At 71.6% G+C, this 16,661-nt stretch carries 15 protein-coding genes; 5 read left to right on the forward strand and 10 right to left on the reverse strand.

Features of this window, described 5'->3' with window-relative positions; genetic code table 11:
- Positions 1-165: 165 nt before the first annotated feature.
- A complete protein-coding gene (locus tag ACFY3L_RS10285) occupies positions 166-2,808 on the reverse strand; it encodes a SpoIIE family protein phosphatase (RefSeq protein ID WP_389321246.1) in 2,643 nt (880 codons plus the stop codon).
- A 178-nt stretch (positions 2,809-2,986) separates the two neighbouring features.
- On the opposite strand from ACFY3L_RS10285, the gene ACFY3L_RS10290 reads away from it, so the two are divergent.
- Both ACFY3L_RS10290 and ACFY3L_RS10295 read left to right on the forward strand, forming a co-directional pair.
- A complete protein-coding gene (locus ACFY3L_RS10290; protein WP_389321248.1) occupies positions 2,987-4,252 on the forward strand; it encodes a glycosyltransferase in 1,266 nt (421 codons plus the stop codon).
- A gap of 213 nt (positions 4,253-4,465) precedes the next feature.
- Positions 4,466-5,278: an RNA polymerase sigma factor SigF gene (locus ACFY3L_RS10295; RefSeq protein WP_389321250.1), complete on the forward strand. Its 813-nt coding sequence runs from the start codon at positions 4,466-4,468 to the stop codon at positions 5,276-5,278.
- 14 nt (positions 5,279-5,292) lie between these two features.
- Here ACFY3L_RS10295 and ACFY3L_RS10300 read toward each other — a convergent pair whose 3' ends face one another.
- Genes ACFY3L_RS10300 through ACFY3L_RS10315 form a run of 4 tightly spaced genes read right to left on the reverse strand, consistent with a single transcriptional unit; the run spans position 5,293 to position 7,303 of the window.
- Positions 5,293-6,054: a metallophosphoesterase gene (locus ACFY3L_RS10300; RefSeq protein ID WP_389321252.1), complete on the reverse strand. Its 762-nt coding sequence runs from the start codon at positions 6,052-6,054 to the stop codon at positions 5,293-5,295.
- Positions 6,051-6,296 carry a hypothetical protein gene (locus ACFY3L_RS10305; RefSeq protein WP_389321254.1) on the reverse strand — a complete coding sequence of 82 codons (246 nt, stop codon included), beginning with the start codon at positions 6,294-6,296 and terminating at the stop codon, positions 6,051-6,053. Before ACFY3L_RS10305 ends, ACFY3L_RS10300 begins: the two co-directional genes overlap by 4 nt.
- 10 nt (positions 6,297-6,306) lie before the next feature.
- Positions 6,307-6,906 carry a nucleotidyltransferase family protein gene (locus ACFY3L_RS10310; RefSeq protein ID WP_389321256.1) on the reverse strand — a complete coding sequence of 200 codons (600 nt, stop codon included), beginning with the start codon at positions 6,904-6,906 and terminating at the stop codon, positions 6,307-6,309.
- Positions 6,907-6,928: 22 nt separating this feature from the next.
- Positions 6,929-7,303, reverse strand: a complete 375-nt coding sequence (locus ACFY3L_RS10315) for a hemerythrin domain-containing protein (protein WP_389321258.1) — start codon at positions 7,301-7,303, stop codon at positions 6,929-6,931.
- 141 nt (positions 7,304-7,444) lie between these two features.
- On the opposite strand from ACFY3L_RS10315, the gene ACFY3L_RS10320 reads away from it, so the two are divergent.
- From ACFY3L_RS10320 to rocD, 3 genes are all read left to right on the forward strand, one after another.
- Complete coding sequence (locus ACFY3L_RS10320; RefSeq protein WP_344506134.1) at positions 7,445-7,660, forward strand: hypothetical protein; 216 nt, start codon at positions 7,445-7,447, stop codon at positions 7,658-7,660.
- Between the two features lie 226 nt (positions 7,661-7,886).
- Positions 7,887-8,678 carry a dimethylargininase gene (gene ddaH, locus ACFY3L_RS10325; protein ID WP_389321261.1) on the forward strand — a complete coding sequence of 264 codons (792 nt, stop codon included), beginning with the start codon at positions 7,887-7,889 and terminating at the stop codon, positions 8,676-8,678.
- Entirely contained in the window at positions 8,675-9,886 is a 1,212-nt protein-coding gene (rocD, locus tag ACFY3L_RS10330; protein WP_389321263.1) for an ornithine--oxo-acid transaminase, read from the forward strand. Before ddaH ends, rocD begins: the two co-directional genes overlap by 4 nt.
- A gap of 422 nt (positions 9,887-10,308) precedes the next feature.
- On the opposite strand, the gene ACFY3L_RS10335 is transcribed toward rocD, so the two are convergent.
- The 5 genes from ACFY3L_RS10335 to ACFY3L_RS10355 all read right to left on the reverse strand — a co-directional run bounded on the left by ACFY3L_RS10335 (position 10,309) and on the right by ACFY3L_RS10355 (position 16,584).
- Entirely contained in the window at positions 10,309-11,697 is a 1,389-nt protein-coding gene (locus ACFY3L_RS10335; protein ID WP_389321265.1) for a nitric oxide synthase oxygenase, read from the reverse strand.
- A 192-nt stretch (positions 11,698-11,889) separates the two neighbouring features.
- Positions 11,890-12,897: an ABC transporter permease gene (locus ACFY3L_RS10340; protein ID WP_389321267.1), complete on the reverse strand. Its 1,008-nt coding sequence runs from the start codon at positions 12,895-12,897 to the stop codon at positions 11,890-11,892.
- A complete protein-coding gene (locus tag ACFY3L_RS10345) occupies positions 12,894-13,886 on the reverse strand; it encodes an ABC transporter permease (RefSeq protein WP_389321269.1) in 993 nt (330 codons plus the stop codon). Before ACFY3L_RS10345 ends, ACFY3L_RS10340 begins: the two co-directional genes overlap by 4 nt.
- The gene (locus ACFY3L_RS10350) at positions 13,883-15,409 is read right to left on the reverse strand and encodes a sugar ABC transporter ATP-binding protein (RefSeq protein WP_389321271.1); all 1,527 of its coding nucleotides are present in this window, start codon (positions 15,407-15,409) and stop codon (positions 13,883-13,885) included. Before ACFY3L_RS10350 ends, ACFY3L_RS10345 begins: the two co-directional genes overlap by 4 nt.
- A gap of 89 nt (positions 15,410-15,498) precedes the next feature.
- The gene (locus tag ACFY3L_RS10355; protein WP_389321273.1) at positions 15,499-16,584 is read right to left on the reverse strand and encodes an ABC transporter substrate-binding protein; all 1,086 of its coding nucleotides are present in this window, start codon (positions 16,582-16,584) and stop codon (positions 15,499-15,501) included.
- Positions 16,585-16,661: the final 77 nt, after the last annotated feature.

Raw genomic sequence — 16,661 nt, forward strand, 5'->3', positions numbered from 1 at the left:
TCGGCGGTGCGGTGAGGCCGGCGGAGTGAGGGTGTGGGGTCGGGGAGGGAGTGCCGGCCAGTTCGCGGGCATTGCGCAGGCGGGTCAGCCTCGTGGCGTGGCGGGCGGCCAGGCCGTGGGTCCGGGCCGCTGCGAACTCCGTCTTGGCGCGACTGCCGGAGGGGGTCAGGGGACGTGCACGAGCAGGGCGCAGACGTCTTCGTCGTCGGGGATGTTGAGGCTGGTGACGAGGTGGGTGACGACGGCGTCGAAGTCGCTCAGGTCGACGTGTTCGCCGGCTCGGCGGACGAGGTCGAGGCCGCCGCCGCGGCGGCGGTCGACGCGGGCCTGGCCGCCGGTGTAGAGCAGGACGCGGTCGCCCGGCTCCAGCGTCACGGTCGTGTCGGAGTAGCGCATCTCGGTGACCTCGCCCAGGGGGAGGCCGAGGGGGCCTGACAGCACGGTGCCCTGGCCGGCGGCGGTGTAGCGGATGGGGGCGACCTGGCCGGCGGCGGCCCAGCGGAGCTCGCGGGTCGTGGGGGAGTAGCGGGCCACGACGAGGCAGGCGGTGTGCTCGACCTCCATCGCGCAGAGCATCCCGTTGACGGCGCTGAGGATGTCGCCGGGGGTCATGTCCAGGGCCGCGTAGGCGCGCACCGCGTACCGGAGCCTCGCCGCCGTCGTCATGGAGGACAGGCCGCGGTCGTCGACGTCGCCGAGGACGAGGACCGTGCCGCCGTCGGGGAGGGAGGTGGCGTCGAACCAGTCGCCGTCGACGGTGCCGACGCGCTCGGGGGAGCGGCAGTGGCCGCAGACCTCGACGCCTTCCATGTGGCCGAGCTCGGGCTCGGTGGGCAGGAGCGCCTTCTGCAGGGCCTCCGCGGCGCGGCGTTCGTCGGCGACCCGGTGCCGCTGCGCGGCCAGGGCCTCCTCGGCGCGGCGGAGGCGGGCCTCGATGGCGCGCTCCTCGGTGACGTCCTGGACGGTGCCGCGCACGGCGGTGACGTTGCCGGTGTCGTCGAAGAGCGGCTCGGCGGTGATGCGCAGGCGGCGGCCGTTGACCCGGCCGGCGCCGCGGACCTCGGCGAGCAGGTGCTTGCCCTCCACGACGGTGCGGCGGACGGCGTCCTGGACGGCCAGGAGGTCGTCGGCGTGCACGCTGGCGGTGAGCTCGTCGACGGGGACGCGGTTGGCGTCGCGGCCGCCGTGGAAGAGCCGGATCAGCTCCGGTGAGCAGCGCGGCTCGGGGTCGCGCAGCTCCCAGCAGAACGAGCCGACACCGGCGATCCGCTCGGCCTGCAGGAGCTGGTCGTACAGGAGGTCGGCCTCGGTCGCGATCCGCCACACCGCGAACACCCGGTCCCACAGGCGCACGGCGTGCATGGAGATCGTCTGCGCGGTCGGCACGCCGTCCGCCCGCGGATCGGCCCGCAGCCCCTCCAGCCGGCGGGGCTGGCCGTCCTGCAGCGTGCGGGCGAACTCCGGCAGCAGGGTGGCGCTGCCGAGGGTCGGATAGGCGGCGAGCAGCGTGGCCTCGTCGGGGTCGACCCGGGCGGTGGCGAGGACCTGCCTGGCCATGACGTTGGCGTACTCGACGCGGAAGTCCACCAGCTGGCCGTCGACGGTCACCGGGGACAGCAGCGCGGCGGGGTTGTGCAGGGCGTCGACGACGGTCGGCAGCCACACCTGCGCCGGGGCGGCCTGCGCGCTCTCCTCGCCCTCGACGTGGAACCAGGCGCTGGCGATCTCGTCGCCGATGAGGGCGTCGACCTGCCGCGCGACCGGCTCGAGCAGGGCCGCCACGTACCGCCGCAGCTCGTCGCCGTCGGGAAGGCCCTCGGCCCAGCTCATGATGATGGCGCCGATGACCCGCTCGCCGGAGATGAGCGGCGAGGCGAGGACGGTGTCGCCGCTGAACGGCAGCTGGTCCATCACCGGGAACCGGCTGGTGACCTCCTCGCCGCCGACGAGCCAGATCGTCTCGACGTCCTGGACGGCGACGACGAGCGGCAGCGCCGGGTCCGGCGGGATCCGGGACCAGCGGCTGCGGACCTCGCCGGGGATGCCGAACGCGCCGACGCCGCGCTGCGCGCCGTCCGGGTCGAGCAGCGTGATCATGATCGAGCTGGGCGCGGGCCACGCGGTCGGCGCGGTGCCGAGGACCTCGGCGATCTCGTCGTAGCCGCGGGCGGCCGCGATCCGGGCGCTCAGCAGCTGGTGCTGGGACTGCAGCGCCTCGACCTCGGGGGAGCGGCTGGTCCGGCGGCGCGGCTTCTCCGCGACGGGCTCCGGCACGCCGGAGGGGGCCGCGGTGCGGCTGCGGCTGCGCGCGACGTGCTGGCGTAGCTCGTCGTCGATGAGATTCACCACATCGGGTGCGTCCGGGTCGGGCGAGGTGGTGCCGACGATCGCGGCGGCGACCTCGATCAGCTTGATGTTGGTGCGCTGCGACAGTCGGACCAACTGGTCGAACCCCTGGTCGGGGCTGACGCCGAGCCGCTCGACGAGCACGCCCTTGGCCTGCTCGATGACGGCCCGGTTCCGCATGGCGGTGCGGACGCCGGTGAGCTCGGCCCGCAGCTTGGCGACGAGCGCGGCGAGGGCCTCCGCCGGCTCGGCACTGCCACCCTCGGCACCCCCGACAGGCGCCGATGCCGCCTTCGCGGGCGACGCCGAGGCCGCCCTGGCGGACGCGGTGCCCGCAGGCGGCGTGGACCCGGCGCTCCGGGACGGCGCGGTGCCCCCAGGCGTCGAGGTGCTTGCGCCGTCAGACGGCGTCGCGGCACCCGGCCGACCTGTGCCCGACGGCTTGGCCACCATGCCCTCCATATCCCGGTCCTGTGCAGTTGAACGTGCAGCCGACCCTACAAGTCACCCGAGCCGTTGCGACTCGCCCGTTGATGTTTACCACCAACCGGCCCGGGTAGGGGCGTTGGCAGGTCAGCACAGTCGGCCACGTGGAGGTGCGCGCAGTGCAACAGGCGTCTTCGTCGTGGGCGGGTGCGGCTTGAGGATCGCGATCGTGTCCGTGCACGCGAGCCCCCTGGCGCTCGGAGGGTCGGGCACAGGCGGCCAGCACACCCATGTCACCGCCCTCGCGGAGGCGCTCGGACGCCGCGGGCACGACGTGCGGGTCTACACCCGCCGTGCCGCCGCGGCCCCCGACGACGTCGTCATGACGGGCGCCGGGTTCACCGTGGAGCACGTGCCGGCCGGCCCGGCCGAGGAGCTGCCGGCGGACGCGTTGCTGCCGCACGTCGGCGACTTCGGCCGGTGGCTCGCCGCGCACTGGCGCGACGAAGCGGCCAGCCCTGACGTGATCCACGCCCACTTCTGGCTCAGCGGCCTGGCCGCCCTCACCGCGACGGCGGAGCACCGGATCCCGGTCGTGCAGACGTACCACGGGCTCGGCACGGTCAAGCGGCGCATGCTGAAGGACCGCGACGCCAGCCCCGAGGCGCGGATCGGCCTGGAGCGGACCCTCGGCACGATGGTCGACCGGGTCGTCGCGCAGTGCGAGGACGAGGTCGTCGAGCTCGGCCGGATGGGCATCCGCCGGTCCGACACCGTGATCGTGCCGTCCGGCGTCGACGGGGAGACGTTCGCGCCGAACGGTCCCCGCGCCGACCACCTGCGCCCCGGCATGCGCCGCATCCTCAGCGTCGGCCCGCTCGTGCCGCGCAAGGGGTTCGCGGACCTGGTCGAGGCGTTGCGCCGGGTCCCCGGCGCGGAGCTCGTCGTCGTCGGCGGGCCCGCCGCCGACCAGATCCACCGCGACCCCGAGGCCCGCCGCCTGATGGAGCTCGCCGACCGGTTCGGGGTCGGCGACCGGGTCAGGCTCATCGGTGCCGTCCCCCAGCAGGACCTGCCCAGCTGGTACCGCTCCGCCGACGTGCTCGCCTGCGCGCCGTGGTACGAGCCGTTCGGCCTCACGCCCCTGGAGGCGATGTCCTGCGGTGTGCCGGTCGTCGCGTACGAGGTCGGCGGCATCGGCGAGAGCGTCATCGACAACGTCACCGGGCTGCTGGTGCCAGCGCGGGACGTGGCATCGATGGCGTCCGCGCTGCGCGGCCTCCTCGGCGACGAGGTGCGCCGGATGAGCTACGCCAGCGCCGCGATCGACCGGGTCCGCTCCCGGTACACCTGGGAACGCACCGCGACCGACGTCGAGCGGGTGTACCGGGCGGTGACCGGGCAGGGCGCGGCCGGTGACCCCGACAGCGACGCGGACGCCGACGCCGACGACGAGGCCCTTACCGACGTCTCTTCGTAACCTTGTCATCACAGGGCGACGGGCGTACGTTTGTATGACCCGATCCATCAGCTGAACGGCTGATCGGCTCGACCGTCAAACCAGTCGCGGTCGCCGTGTCGGGTTGTGCGCCGGACGTTCGAGACCAGGGCGTCTGCCGGCGAAATCTCCCCGCGTAACCGCTGCCCGCATCCAAGGGTGGGCGGATCGCGGCAGCAGGCAGGGGGTCCCCCCATGACCGTCACCGTCCACCGCCCCGTCCCGCGGCCCCGCACCCGCGCCGGCCACAAGGACCTCGAGGCCGAGGCGCGCGCGCTGCTCGCGCTCCTGAGCGAGCTGCCCGCCGGCAGCGCCGACCACGACCGGGTGCGGGCCAGGGTCATCGAGCTGCACCTGCCGCTCGCCGAGTACCTCGCCCGCAGGTTCCGCAACCGCGGCGAACCCCTCGACGACCTGACCCAGGTCGCCAACGTCGGGCTCATCAAGTCCGTCGACGGCTACGACCCGGCGCGCGGCGCCCTGTTCACCAGCTACGCGATCCCGATGATCGTCGGTGAGCTCAAGCGGCACTTCCGTGACAAGGGCTGGGACGTCAGGGTGCCCCGCCGGCTGCAGGAGCTGCGGCTGGAGATCTCCAAGGTGTCCGGTGACCTCGCGCAGCGGCTGGGCCGCTCGCCGACCGTCGCGGACCTCGCGGCGCAGCTCGGCGTCAGCGAGGAGGACATCATCGAGGGCATCGAGTCCGGGCACGCGTACCGGGCGCTGTCCATCAACGCGCCGACCGGCAACGAGGAGGCGGGCCCGGAGCTCGCCGACCTGCTCGGCGGCATGGACCGCGACCTGGAGGCCGTCGACGACCGCGAGTCGCTGCGGCCGCTGATCGCGCAGCTGCCGGAGCGCGAGCAGAAGATCATCGCGATGCGGTTCTTCGGCAACATGACACAGACGCAGATCGCCGACCGGCTCGGCATCTCACAGATGCACGTGTCGCGCCTGCTCGCCCACGCCCTGACCCACCTGAGAGGCGCTCTGGTCACACCGCTGTGACGCTCGCTGGAGAGCTAGGCGGGCGTCAGTACCGACGACAGCTGATACACGTTGTATGCCTGCTTGATGACCGGGTGGGCGACGTTGCGGACGGGCACACCGCCGGGCGTCGTCCCCCGCTCCGACCCGGCATGCGCGTGCCCGTGCACGGCCAGCCCGACCCCCGGCGCCGCGTCGATCGCCTGTGCGAGCAGGTACGACCCGAGGAACGGGTAGATCTCCAGCGGCTCGCCCAGCAACGTCTCCGGCACCGGCGAATAGTGGGTGAGCGCTATCCGTACATCAGCGTCCAACGCCGACAGCGCGGCTCCGAACCGCTCGGCCAGCTCGCGGCTGTGCCGGGTGAACGCCTTCATCTCCGGCTCGCCGAACTCGCTGGCGCACGCCCCCGCGAACCCTCCGCCGAAGCCCTTCGTGCCGGCGATCCCGACCCGCACCCCGTCCACGTCCAGGACCGTGCCGGAGCACTCCAGGACGGTGATCCCGCCGTCCTCCAGGACCTTCGTCACCTCGGCCGGCTGGTCGCAGTGGTGGTCGTGGTTGCCGAGGATCGCCACCACCGGCACGGCCAGGCCGCCGAACTCCTGCGCGACGCAGTGCGCCTCGTCGGCGGTGCCGTGCCGGGTCAGGTCACCGGCGAGCAGCAGCATGTCGGCCTTGCCGCCGAGGTGCTCCAGTGCGGGCCGGTACCGGCCGACGACGTCCGCGTCGAGGTGGACGTCGCCGACCGCGGCGACCCTGACGCAACCACTGGTGCTGCCTTCGTCGAACGTCATAGCTCCTCCACGTCCTGCGGCTCGTTGACCCTGGTGAGCCCGATGTTGCAGTGCACCGGCAGGTCCGGGAACGCCTCGTGGACGACCTGGCAGATCAGGTCGCGGCGTTCCGCGCTCTCCACCTCGCCGACGAGGCCGATCCCGTCCTCGGTGCGGACCACCCGGATGCCCTGCTCGGCGATACGGGCGTCCTCGATGAGCAGCTGATGCAGCTCGCTCTCGACGTGCTGGTCGATGATCACGAGTGCCTCCTCACAGGGAAGCGGCGAGGGCGCTGGTCTCGTCCAGCGACATGACGCCGAGACGGTCGATCAAGAACAGGAAAGCATGCGCGTACGGCGAGTGGGCCGTTTCCCGGTACACCCGCGGCCAGTCGATCTGCTCCCGCAGCGACCGGGCGACCGGCAGCCCGCGGGCGTAGTCGCAGTAGTGCGCCGACCACGTCAGGACCTTGTGGATCATCAACTCGGTCGCGGACAGCACCGGCATGTGGCACGCGTTGACGGCGATCACGTCGGTGTCGGCGAGCGTCGCGTCGGTGACCGGCCGCTGCACCGGACAGAAGATGAAGTCGATGAGGTTGTCCTCGTCCTCCACCGAGTCCCACGCCTTCACCAGCCAGCCCTCGGGCGGCACCTCGCCGCGGAACCCGACCTCCGCCAGGGCCGTCAGCACCCGCTCGGCGTCCTCGGCCTTGATGAGGAAGTCGATGTCGTGGTCGACGGACTCGCCTCCCCGCGCGTACACGGCGAAACTGCCGGCCAGGCAGAACGGGATGCCCGAGTCCTTCAAATGGAACGCGGCACGTTTCAGCGTGGCGATCAGCGGCTGCCTGTCCTCCGGAACTGCCATGCAGAACGGCTTACCCGTCTGGTCATTCCGTCACACGCACCGATTGCGGCAGCCGCGGGAAGAGTTCGGTCTCCTCCTCCTGTACGTGTTCCCGCACCGCCTCCAGCAGCGCCGCGAGCAGCATCCCGAACGCGGGGTCCACATCGTTGAGCTCCGTCAGCCTCGCCACGATCTCGGCGACGCGCCGGTGCTCGGCCGCCTCGTACTCGGCGAGCTCCGCCGGCAGGTGCGCGTGCAGCAGCCGCTCCTCCGTCGCCGTGTGGGCGGCCAGCATCGCGACGGCGGCGTCCAGCGCGTCCCGGCGGGCGGCCGGCGACCGCGCGGTCTCGATCTCCGCGAACAGCGACTCGAGCCGGCGGTGTTCGCCGACGAGCAGGTCGACGAGATCCTGCTCCATGGTCAGCTCCCCAGATTCCGTGGCTCAGGCATGCGTTGCGTACCCTGCGCGCCACCCGGCTAACCGTCATGAAGCAGACCTGATCGATTTCGGCGCGGCGGGCTTCCATCCGCCTTGGTACGTGTGTTCGAATGTCTCCTCATGGAGCGCAGGAAGCACTGGTGGAACGGCACCTGGGGGCGGCTCGCCCGCCGCGACGTCTATCTGTTCGAGGACGCCGGCCACTGGTGGGTCGAGTCGCGGGAGGGCGGCGCCGACGGACGCTCCCGCACCTACGAGTTCGACGCCGAGGAGCCGGCGATGGACTGCGTCTCCGGCCTGCTCGCCCAGCCCGGCGACTGGCGCGAGCTGCGCTGAGCCTGTTCGCGCCTGCTCGGCTCTGTTCGGGCCTGCTCGGCTCTGGAGCCGCTTCGTTGCGCGCCGGGTCCGGGGCGGTAGCTGAGTGGCTGCCTGTCCGGGCCGCCTTTCTTGGGGACCCCGCGCAACGAATCGCCGCCGGCTTGTCGTACAAGACAGGAAAACGCCGACAAGAAGCAGCTTTCCGCAATGGAACGCCGGGCGGGCGGCGCCTACGTTTGATCGCATGAGCCGTCGCTACCTGATGTGTCGACCCACGCACTTCGCCGTTGACTACGCGATCAACCCCTGGATGGACCCGACCGCGCCCGTCGACGCCGACCTCGCCGTCGCGCAATGGACCCGGCTGCACGAGCTCTACCTGTCGCTCGGCCACACCGTCGACCTCATCGACCCGGTGCCCGGCCTGCCCGACATGGTGTTCGCCGCCAACGGCGCCACCGTCGTCGACGGGGTCGTCTACGGCGCGCAGTTCCGCCACCCGGAGCGCGCCGACGAGGGCCCCGCCTACCTGGCCTGGTTCGAGCGCAACGGCTTCCAGGTCCACGCGGCGAAGAGCGTCAACGAGGGCGAGGGCGACATCCTCCTCGCCGGCGAGCACCTTCTCGCCGGCACCGGCCTGCGCACCGAGCTCGCCGCGCACGCCGAGGCGCAGGAGCTCTTCGGGCGGCCGGTGATCACCCTGCAGCTCGTCGACCCGCGCTACTACCACCTCGACACGGCGCTGACCGTCCTGTCACCGACCAATGTCGCCTACTACCCGGGCGCGTTCTCGCCGGGCAGCCAGGCGGTGCTGCGCCGCCTGTACCCCGAAGCCGTCATCGCGACCGCCGCCGACGCCGCCGTCCTCGGCCTGAACGCCGTCAGCGACGGGCACCGGGTCGTCCTGCCGTCCGCCGCCACCCGCCTCGCGCAGGAGCTAGCGTCGAAAGGGTTCCAGCCGGTGCCAGTCGACGTGTCCGAACTGCACAAGGCCGGCGGCGGCCCGAAGTGCTGCACGCTGGAGGTGCGCGCATGACCACCGCCGTTTCCTCGTCGACCGGCCCCTTCCTGGATCAGGCCGAGCGCTGGACCGCGCACAACTACCACCCGCTGCCCGTCGTCCTCGCCTCCGGTGAGGGCGCCTGGGTCACCGACGTCGACGGCCGCCGCTACCTGGACTGCCTCGCCGGCTACTCGGCGCTCAACTTCGGCCACCGCCACCCGGCGCTCACCGCCGCCGCGCACGCCCAGCTGGAGCGGATCACGCTGACCAGCCGCGCGTTCGTGCACGACCAGTTCGGTCCGTTCTGCGAGGAGCTGGCGTCGCTGTGCGGCAAGGACCTCGTCCTGCCGATGAACACCGGCGCCGAGGCCGTCGAGACCGCGATCAAGGTGGCCCGCAAGTGGGGCTACAAGGTCAAGGGCGTCCCCGACGGCCAAGCCACCATCGTCGTGGCCGCCGACAACTTCCACGGCCGCACCACCACGATCATCAGCTTCTCCACCGACCCCGACGCGCGCGCCGACTACGGCCCCTACACGCCCGGGTTCCGGATCGTGCCGTACGGCGACCTGGACGCCCTCGCGTCGGCGATCGACGACACCACCGTCGCCGTGCTCATCGAACCCATCCAGGGCGAGGCCGGCGTCCTCGTCCCGCCACCGGACTACCTGCCCGGCGTGCGTGACGTGTGTTCGGCGAAGAACGTGCTGTTCATCGCCGACGAGGTGCAGTCAGGCCTGGGCCGCACCGGTGCGACATTCGCCTCGTCGCCGGTCGTTCCCGACATGTACGTGCTGGGCAAGGCCCTCGGCGGCGGCATCGTGCCCGTGTCGGCGGTCGCCGCCTCGCGCGAGATCCTGGGCGTGCTGCGCCCCGGCGAGCACGGCTCCACGTTCGGCGGCAACCCCCTCGCGTGCGCCGTCGCCCGTGCCGTCATCGCGCTGCTGAACACCGGCGAGTTCCAGGCGAACGCGCGGACCGTCGGCGCCCACCTGCACGAGCGGCTCAACGCCCTGGTCGGCCACGGCCTGACCGCCGTCCGCGGCCGCGGCCTGTGGGCCGGCATCGACATCGACCCCGCCCTGATGACCGGCCGCCAGGCCTGCGAGGCCCTGCTGGCCCGCGGTGTCCTGGCCAAGGACACCCACGGCTCGACGCTGCGCCTCGCCCCGCCGCTGCAGGTGACGAAGGAGGACGTGGACGTAGCCGTCAACGCCCTCCACGCCGTCCTGAAGTCCTGACGCCCGCGGCTCTTGCGCCCCCGAGACCGCCCCCGGCCTTGTGCCGACCGGGGGCGGTCTTTGTCGTGCATGGACTATGGTGCGGTTGAGCAGCTGCCACTGCGGAGGGTGCCTTTCCGCCTACCGGATTGGAGATCGATTAGGTGGCTGTTGGTACGGTCTAGGAAGCAGTCACCGGGACCGTCCAGCCGTCACGTCGACTTTCGCGGCCGGCGTGGACGGCGCCCTGCGGCTGACCCGGGCCGAGCCTTCGCCAGGCGCCTCGCGCACGTCACGTCGCGCGCGGTAGCCCGGCACACGCTCGCCGCTGCCGCTCGCCGCTGCCGCTGCCGCCGCTGTTGCTGCGGGCCTCGCCGCTGTTGCTGCGGCCGCTGTTGCTGCGGCGAGGCGCGAGGCGAAACTGCGGGCGTCGGATGCGGTCGTCAGGTGCGGTGGAGGAGGCGGCTGAACCAGCCGCGGGGTTCGGCGGCGGGGGTGGCCGGCGCGCCGGACTCGTGGAACGGGCACGAGGCCGGCTCCTGGGGGGCCTGGCGAGCCTGAGGGATCTGGGAGGCCTTGGTGGCCTTGGGAACCTTGAGGGCTTCGGCGGCGGGGGAGCGGCGGGCCTCAGCGGCGGGGGAGGCGGGGGAGCGGGGGGTCTCGGCGGCGGGGGAGCGGCCGTGGCGGGCGAGGTCGCGGGCGTCCGGGTCCAGGTAGAAGGCGGGTCGCTGGTCGGCCTCGTGGTAGTAGCGGTGGAAGACGCCGGTGGTGGAGCCGCTCATCGGGGGGACGATCCAGGACCAGTCGGCGGGGACCTCGCGGCCCGCGCGTTCCTCGCTGGCGATGTGGGCGAGGAAGCGCTCCGACTCGGAGTGGTGGTCGCTGATGCGGGCGCCCGCCTGGTCGAAGGACCACAGGACGGCGCGGTTGAGTTCGAGGAGGGCGCCGTCGCGCCAGAGGGAGCGTTCGGTGCTGGTGTCCAGGCCCATCCGCTCGGCGATGAGCGGCAGCAGGTTGTAGCGGTCGGGGTCGGCGAGGTTGCGGGCGCCGATCTCGGTGCCCATGTACCAGCCGTTGAAGGGGGCCAGGGGGTAGTCGACGCCGCCGATGGTGAGGCGCATGTTGGAGATCGCCGGGACGGCGTGCCAGCGCAGGCCCAGCTCGGCGAACCAGCGCAGCGTCGGGTGCTCGATCGGCACCTCCCAGACCGCGTGCTCGGGCAGGTCGTACAGGTTGACGTCGCCGCCGGGGCCTTCGATGACGAGGGGGAGCACGTCGAAGGGGTTGTCCGGTTTGCCCCGCCAGCCGTACTGCTGCAGGGTCTCGGTGAACTGCGTGTTCCGCGGGTCGCCGGTGATCAGGCCGTCGGGGCGGCGGTGGCCGGCGTACCGGATGAGCTGCTCGTTCCACAGACGGGCGCCGCCACGGCCGGGGACGTGCTGTCCGAAGACGGAGATCACGGGGCGGATCACGTTGCGTTCGCGCTGGCCCGCGAGGCGCAGGTGGCGGACGAGCTCCTCGAAGATCTCGTCGGGGGCGCCGACCTTGCGCAGGTCGCGCACGACGAGGCTGCGCCAGTAGAGCCGGCCGATGCAGCGGCTCGCGTTGCGCCACGCCACCCGGCAGCCGAAGACCAGCTCGGCGTACGTGTGGGTGTAGGTGCCCGTCTCGGCGATCTCGTCGACGACGCGGGCAAGGCGCTCCCGGACGTCGCCGCGCTGCGGGTTCTCCCGGTAGTACAGGTCGAGGAAGTCCTCTGCCTCGCGGGGATCCACAGGTTGCTGCGGATCCCACTGCTGACCTGGCATGTCGCGGTATCCAGGCACACTCATACTGGCCTCCCAACGCCGACGGGGGTCCCGACGCGGCAAGGAGTTCATGTTGTGTGCGGTGCCACCGCGCGGGTCGCACACCGTGTGCGCATCATGCCGGTCAGTCAGTGATGCAAGGTGCAAAACGGCATGACACCCCGGTCGGCGGTGCGACCGGGGTGCCATGCGGAAGGCCCGTGAGGTGCCGGGACGCTAGCCCGACGCGACCCGCCGCAGCCGGGCCAGGTAGGTCTGCGCGACGACGACGAGCGCGATGAACGCCCCGCTGATCACCGTCTGCCACGCCGACGTGATCTTGCCGCTCTGGTTGATCAGGTTCTGGATCACCTGGAGCAGCAGCACGCCGGCGATCGTGCCGCCGAGGGTGCCGGCGCCGCCGGTGAGCAGGGTCCCGCCGATGACGACGGCGGCGATCGCGTCGAGCTCCATGCCGGTGCCCAGGACGGTGACGCCGGAGCCGAGCCGGGCCGCGTTGATCGCCCCGGCGAGCCCGGCGAGGAGCCCCGACAGCACGTACACCCGGATCTGGGTGCTGCGGATCCGCACGCCCATGAGCCTGGCGGCGTCCTCGCTGCCGCCGATGGCGTAGACGGACTGGCCGAAGCGGGTGCGGTACAGCGCGATCATCCCGATCACGAAGAGCACCACGACCAGGTAGACGGCGTACTTGATGCCGAGCAGCTCGCCCTTGCCGAAGTCCTTGAAGGCGCCGGGGTCCACGAGGTACGTGGTGCGGCCCTCGCCGGACAGGGCGAGCATGAGCCCCCGCGCGCCGAGCAGCCCGGCGAGCGTGACGATGAAGGGCGCCAGCCTCGCGTACGCGATGACGAGCCCCTGGACGAGCCCGAACACCCCGCACACGGCGAGCGGCACGGCGAACGCGGCGGCGACGCCGTACTGCGACGCCCACGCGGCGAGGACCCCGCCGAGCACGTAGAGGGAGCCGACGGAGAGGTCGATCCCGCCGGTGATGATCACGAAGGTCATGCCGAGCGCGATGAGCGCCGCCGGCGCGGCCGAGACGAGGATGGTGGCGGCGTTGTCGAAGCTGCGGAAGTTGTCGTACGCGACGAGGCCGACCACGAGGACCATGCCGAGGACGGCGAGGGCGCCCTGGCGCTGGACGAGCTCGACGATCCGCTCGGTGCGCAGCGAGGCCGCTTCGGCCTTCTCCAGCTGGGGTTCGGCGACGAGGGTCATCGGGTCCTCCGTTCGCGGGCCGTGTAGACCGCGACCAGGATGATGACCGCCTGGACCATCTGGGCCGTCGAGTCCTTCAGGTTGTTGGTGATCATCGTCGCGGTCAGCAGCTGCATGAGGAGCGCGCCGGCGACGGTGCCGAGGACGCGGACCTTCCCGCCGGTCAGCGGCGTGCCGCCGACGACGACGGCGGTGATCGCGGACAGCTCGATGAGCAGGCCGATGCGGGACGCGTCGGCGGAGCCGATCCGGGACACCTGGATCACGCCGGCGACGGCGGCGAGGACCGCGGCGATCATGTAGACCACGATCAGGACCCGCTTGACGGGGACGCCGGCGAGCTGCGCGGCGGCCCGGTTGTCGCCGATGGCGAGCAGCCGCCGGCCGAACACGGTCCGCCGCACGACGAACCCGACGACGACGGCGAGGACGGCGGCGATCCACACCGTGTAGGGCACGCCGAGGAACGCGTCGGTGCCGATGGCGAGGAAGTCCTTGTCGCGGATGTCCTTGTACTTGCCGTTGGACACCACCAGGGCGACGCCGCGGCCGGCGACGAGCATGGCGAGGGTCGCCACGATCGGCTGGAGGCCGACGAACGCGACGAGGCCGCCGTTGACGATCCCCACGAGCAGGCCGCCGGCGAGGGCGAGCACGATCGCCGGGACCATCCCGTACCCGAGGTACAGCGGGATGAGGGCGGCGCCGAGCGCCATCACGGACCCGACGGACAGGTCGATGCCCTCGGTGCCGATGACGAGCGCCATGCCGAGCGCGACGATGACGACCGGGGTCACCTGGACCAGCTGGACGCGCAGATTGCTCCAGGTGAGGAAGTTGTCCGTGAAGACGGCGTTGAACAGCACGAGGACGGCCAGTGCGACGTACACCCCGTACAGGGGCAGCAGCCGTCGGATCGTGGCGCTGTTCCACGACGAGGAGGAGGAGGAGGCGGCGGGCGGCGAGGAGGGGGACACGGCGGTGGTCATGACGCCGCCGTCGCGATCACGTTCATCAGATGCTCCGTAGTCACTTCTTCGCCGCGCAGCATGCCGGCGACGGCGCCGTCGCGCAGCACGACCACACGGTCGGAACCCTCGACGAGCTCTTCGGCGTCGGAGGAGACCAGCACCACGCCGAGACCTTCGGCGGCCAGCTCGTCGATGAGCGCCTGGACCTCGGCCTTCGCGCCGACGTCGATGCCGCGGGTGGGCTCGTCCAGCAGCAGCACCTTGGGCCCGGTCGCGAGGAGCCGGGCCAGGAGGACCTTCTGCTGGTTGCCGCCGGACAGGTCACCGACGCGCTGGTGCGGACCCGAGGCCTTGACCCGCAGCCGGGTCATGAAGGTCTCGACGATCTTGTCGATCTTGCGTTCGGAGACGATGCCGGCGGTCGACAGGCGGGGCAGGACCGCGAGGGCGATGTTCTCCCGGATCGACAGGCCGAGGGCGAGGCCCTCGGCCTTGCGGTCCTCGGGCTGCACGGCGATGCCGGCCTTGAGCGCGGCGACCGGGTTGGGCCGCCGCAGGGTGGCGCCGTCGATCTCGACGGTGCCGCTGTCCAGTGGCAGCGCGCCGGCGACGGCCTTGATGGTCTCGCTGCGGCCGGCGCCGAGGAGCCCGCCGAGGCCGACGACCTCGCCGGGGAGCACCTCGAAGCTGACGCCGGTGAGCTTGTGCCGGCTGTTGAGGTCGGCGACCCGCAGCACGGGCTTGCTGCCGGCGGCCGCGTGCTCGCCGCCGAAGCTGGTGAAGCCCTCCTTGCGGACCTCGGACATGGGCCGGCCGAGCATGTGCGAGACGAGCTGCAGCCGGTCGAGGTCCTTGATGAGGCCGGTGTGCACGAGCTTGCCGTCGCGCAGGACGGTGACGCGGTCGCAGATGCGGTACAGCTCGTCGAGGCGGTGGCTGACGTAGATGATGCCGACGCCGCGCTCGTGGAGGCGCTGGATGACGCCGAAGAGGGTCTCGACCTCGCGGGGTTCGAGCGAGGACGTCGGCTCGTCCATGACGACGACGCGGGCGTCGACCATGACGGCCCGGGCGAGCGCGACCATCTGCTGCGCGCCGAGCGCCATGAGGCCCAGCGGGCGGCGCACGTCGGAGGTGATGCCGTAGCCGGCGAGGATCTCGGCCGCCTCCCGGTTCATCCGGGGGACGTCGACGAGGCCGAGCCGGTTGCGGGGTTCGCGGCCGAGGAAGAGGTTGCGCGCCACGCTCATCAGCGGGACGAGGTTGACCTCCTGGTAGATCGTGGAGATGCCGGCCGCCTGCGCGTCGAGCGGGCCGTTGAACGTGACGACCTTCCCCAGGTGCCGCAGGTCGCCGCCGTCGGGCTGGTAGACGCCGGTGAGGACCTTGATCAGGGTCGACTTGCCGGCCCCGTTCTCGCCGACGAGGGCGTGCACCTCACCGGCGCGCAGGGCGAACGAGACGTCGTCGAGGGCGCGCACCCCCGGGAACTGTTTGCTGACGCCGTCCACTTCGAGCAGCGGCGCGTCCGGATCGGACATGCGAGAGGTCCCATCTTGAAGAAGGCCCAGGCCGGGATCATCCCCGACCTGGGCCATGCTGCGACAGTCAGCTACGAACGGTCAGTAGGTCAGTACGCGAGGCCCAGGTCTGCCGCGGCGTTGGTGGAGTCGTACTCGCGGTCGGAGATGATGATGTTCTCCGCGATCTCCTCGCCGTTGAAGAACTTCGTGGCGGTGCCGAACGCGAGCGGGCCGAAGCGCGGGTTGGACTCGATGACCGAGGAGATCCAGCCGTCGACGATGCCCTGGACGGCGCCCTTGGTGCCGTCGATGGTGACGATCTTGACGTCGCCGGCCTTCTTGCTGGCGCCCTTCAGGGCCGTGATCGCGCCGAGCGCCATCTCGTCGTTCTCGGCGTAGATGCCGTTGATGTTGGGCTTGGACTGCAGCAGCTGCTCGGAGACCTTCTGGCCCTCCTCGCGGGAGAACTGGCCGGTCTGCTCGAACTCGATCTTGATGTTCGGGGCGACCTTGGCGATCTGCTCCTTGAACCCGTTGGTCCGCAGCGTGGTCACGTTGTTACCGGGGGCGCCGAGCAGGATCGCGACGGTGCCGGTGTTGTTGAGGGCCTTGGCCATCTTGTCGGCGGCGCGCTTGCCCTGCTCGTAGAAGTCCGAGCCGATGAACGTCAGGAAGTCCGTGCAGTGCTTCGCGTTGATCTTCCGGTCGATGGTGACGATCGGGATCTTCTTCGCGGCGGCCTTCTGGAAGACCGAGTCCCAGCCGTCGGAGTTGAGCGGCGCGATGACGAGCAGCTGCACGCCCTGGTCGATGAGGGTGCTGACGTCGGTGATCTGCTTGTCGAACTTCGAGTCGGCGTTGGTCACCTTCAGGTTCGCGGCCGGGATGCCCAGCTTCGCCGCCTCGTCCTTGATGGACTGGGTCTCGGCAATGCGGAACGGGTTGGCCTCCTTCTCCGACTGGGAGAAGCCGATGGTGGCCGTCTTCAGGTCGACCTTCTGGCCGCCGAACTTCGTCAGGGTGCAGGTGGAGCCTCCGGCGGCGGCGGACTTCGTCGTCTGCGCCGCGGCCGAGCTGTCGGCGGTGGTCTTCGCGGCCGGGTCGTCCTCGGACTTCGCGCAGCCGGTCAGCAGCAGGGCGGAGGCGCTGAGCACGGCCAGGGCGGGCCGCCAGCGGCCACGCATATCGATCATGTCGGGTCACTCCCTTGAGCGAGGGGGACCGCGGCGCGAGGCACGCCGCGTTCGGGGTGTACCGCATTCACTCATCC

It is taken from the genome of Dactylosporangium sp. NPDC000521, from assembly GCF_042898305.1.
Classification (GTDB): domain Bacteria; phylum Actinomycetota; class Actinomycetes; order Mycobacteriales; family Micromonosporaceae; genus Dactylosporangium.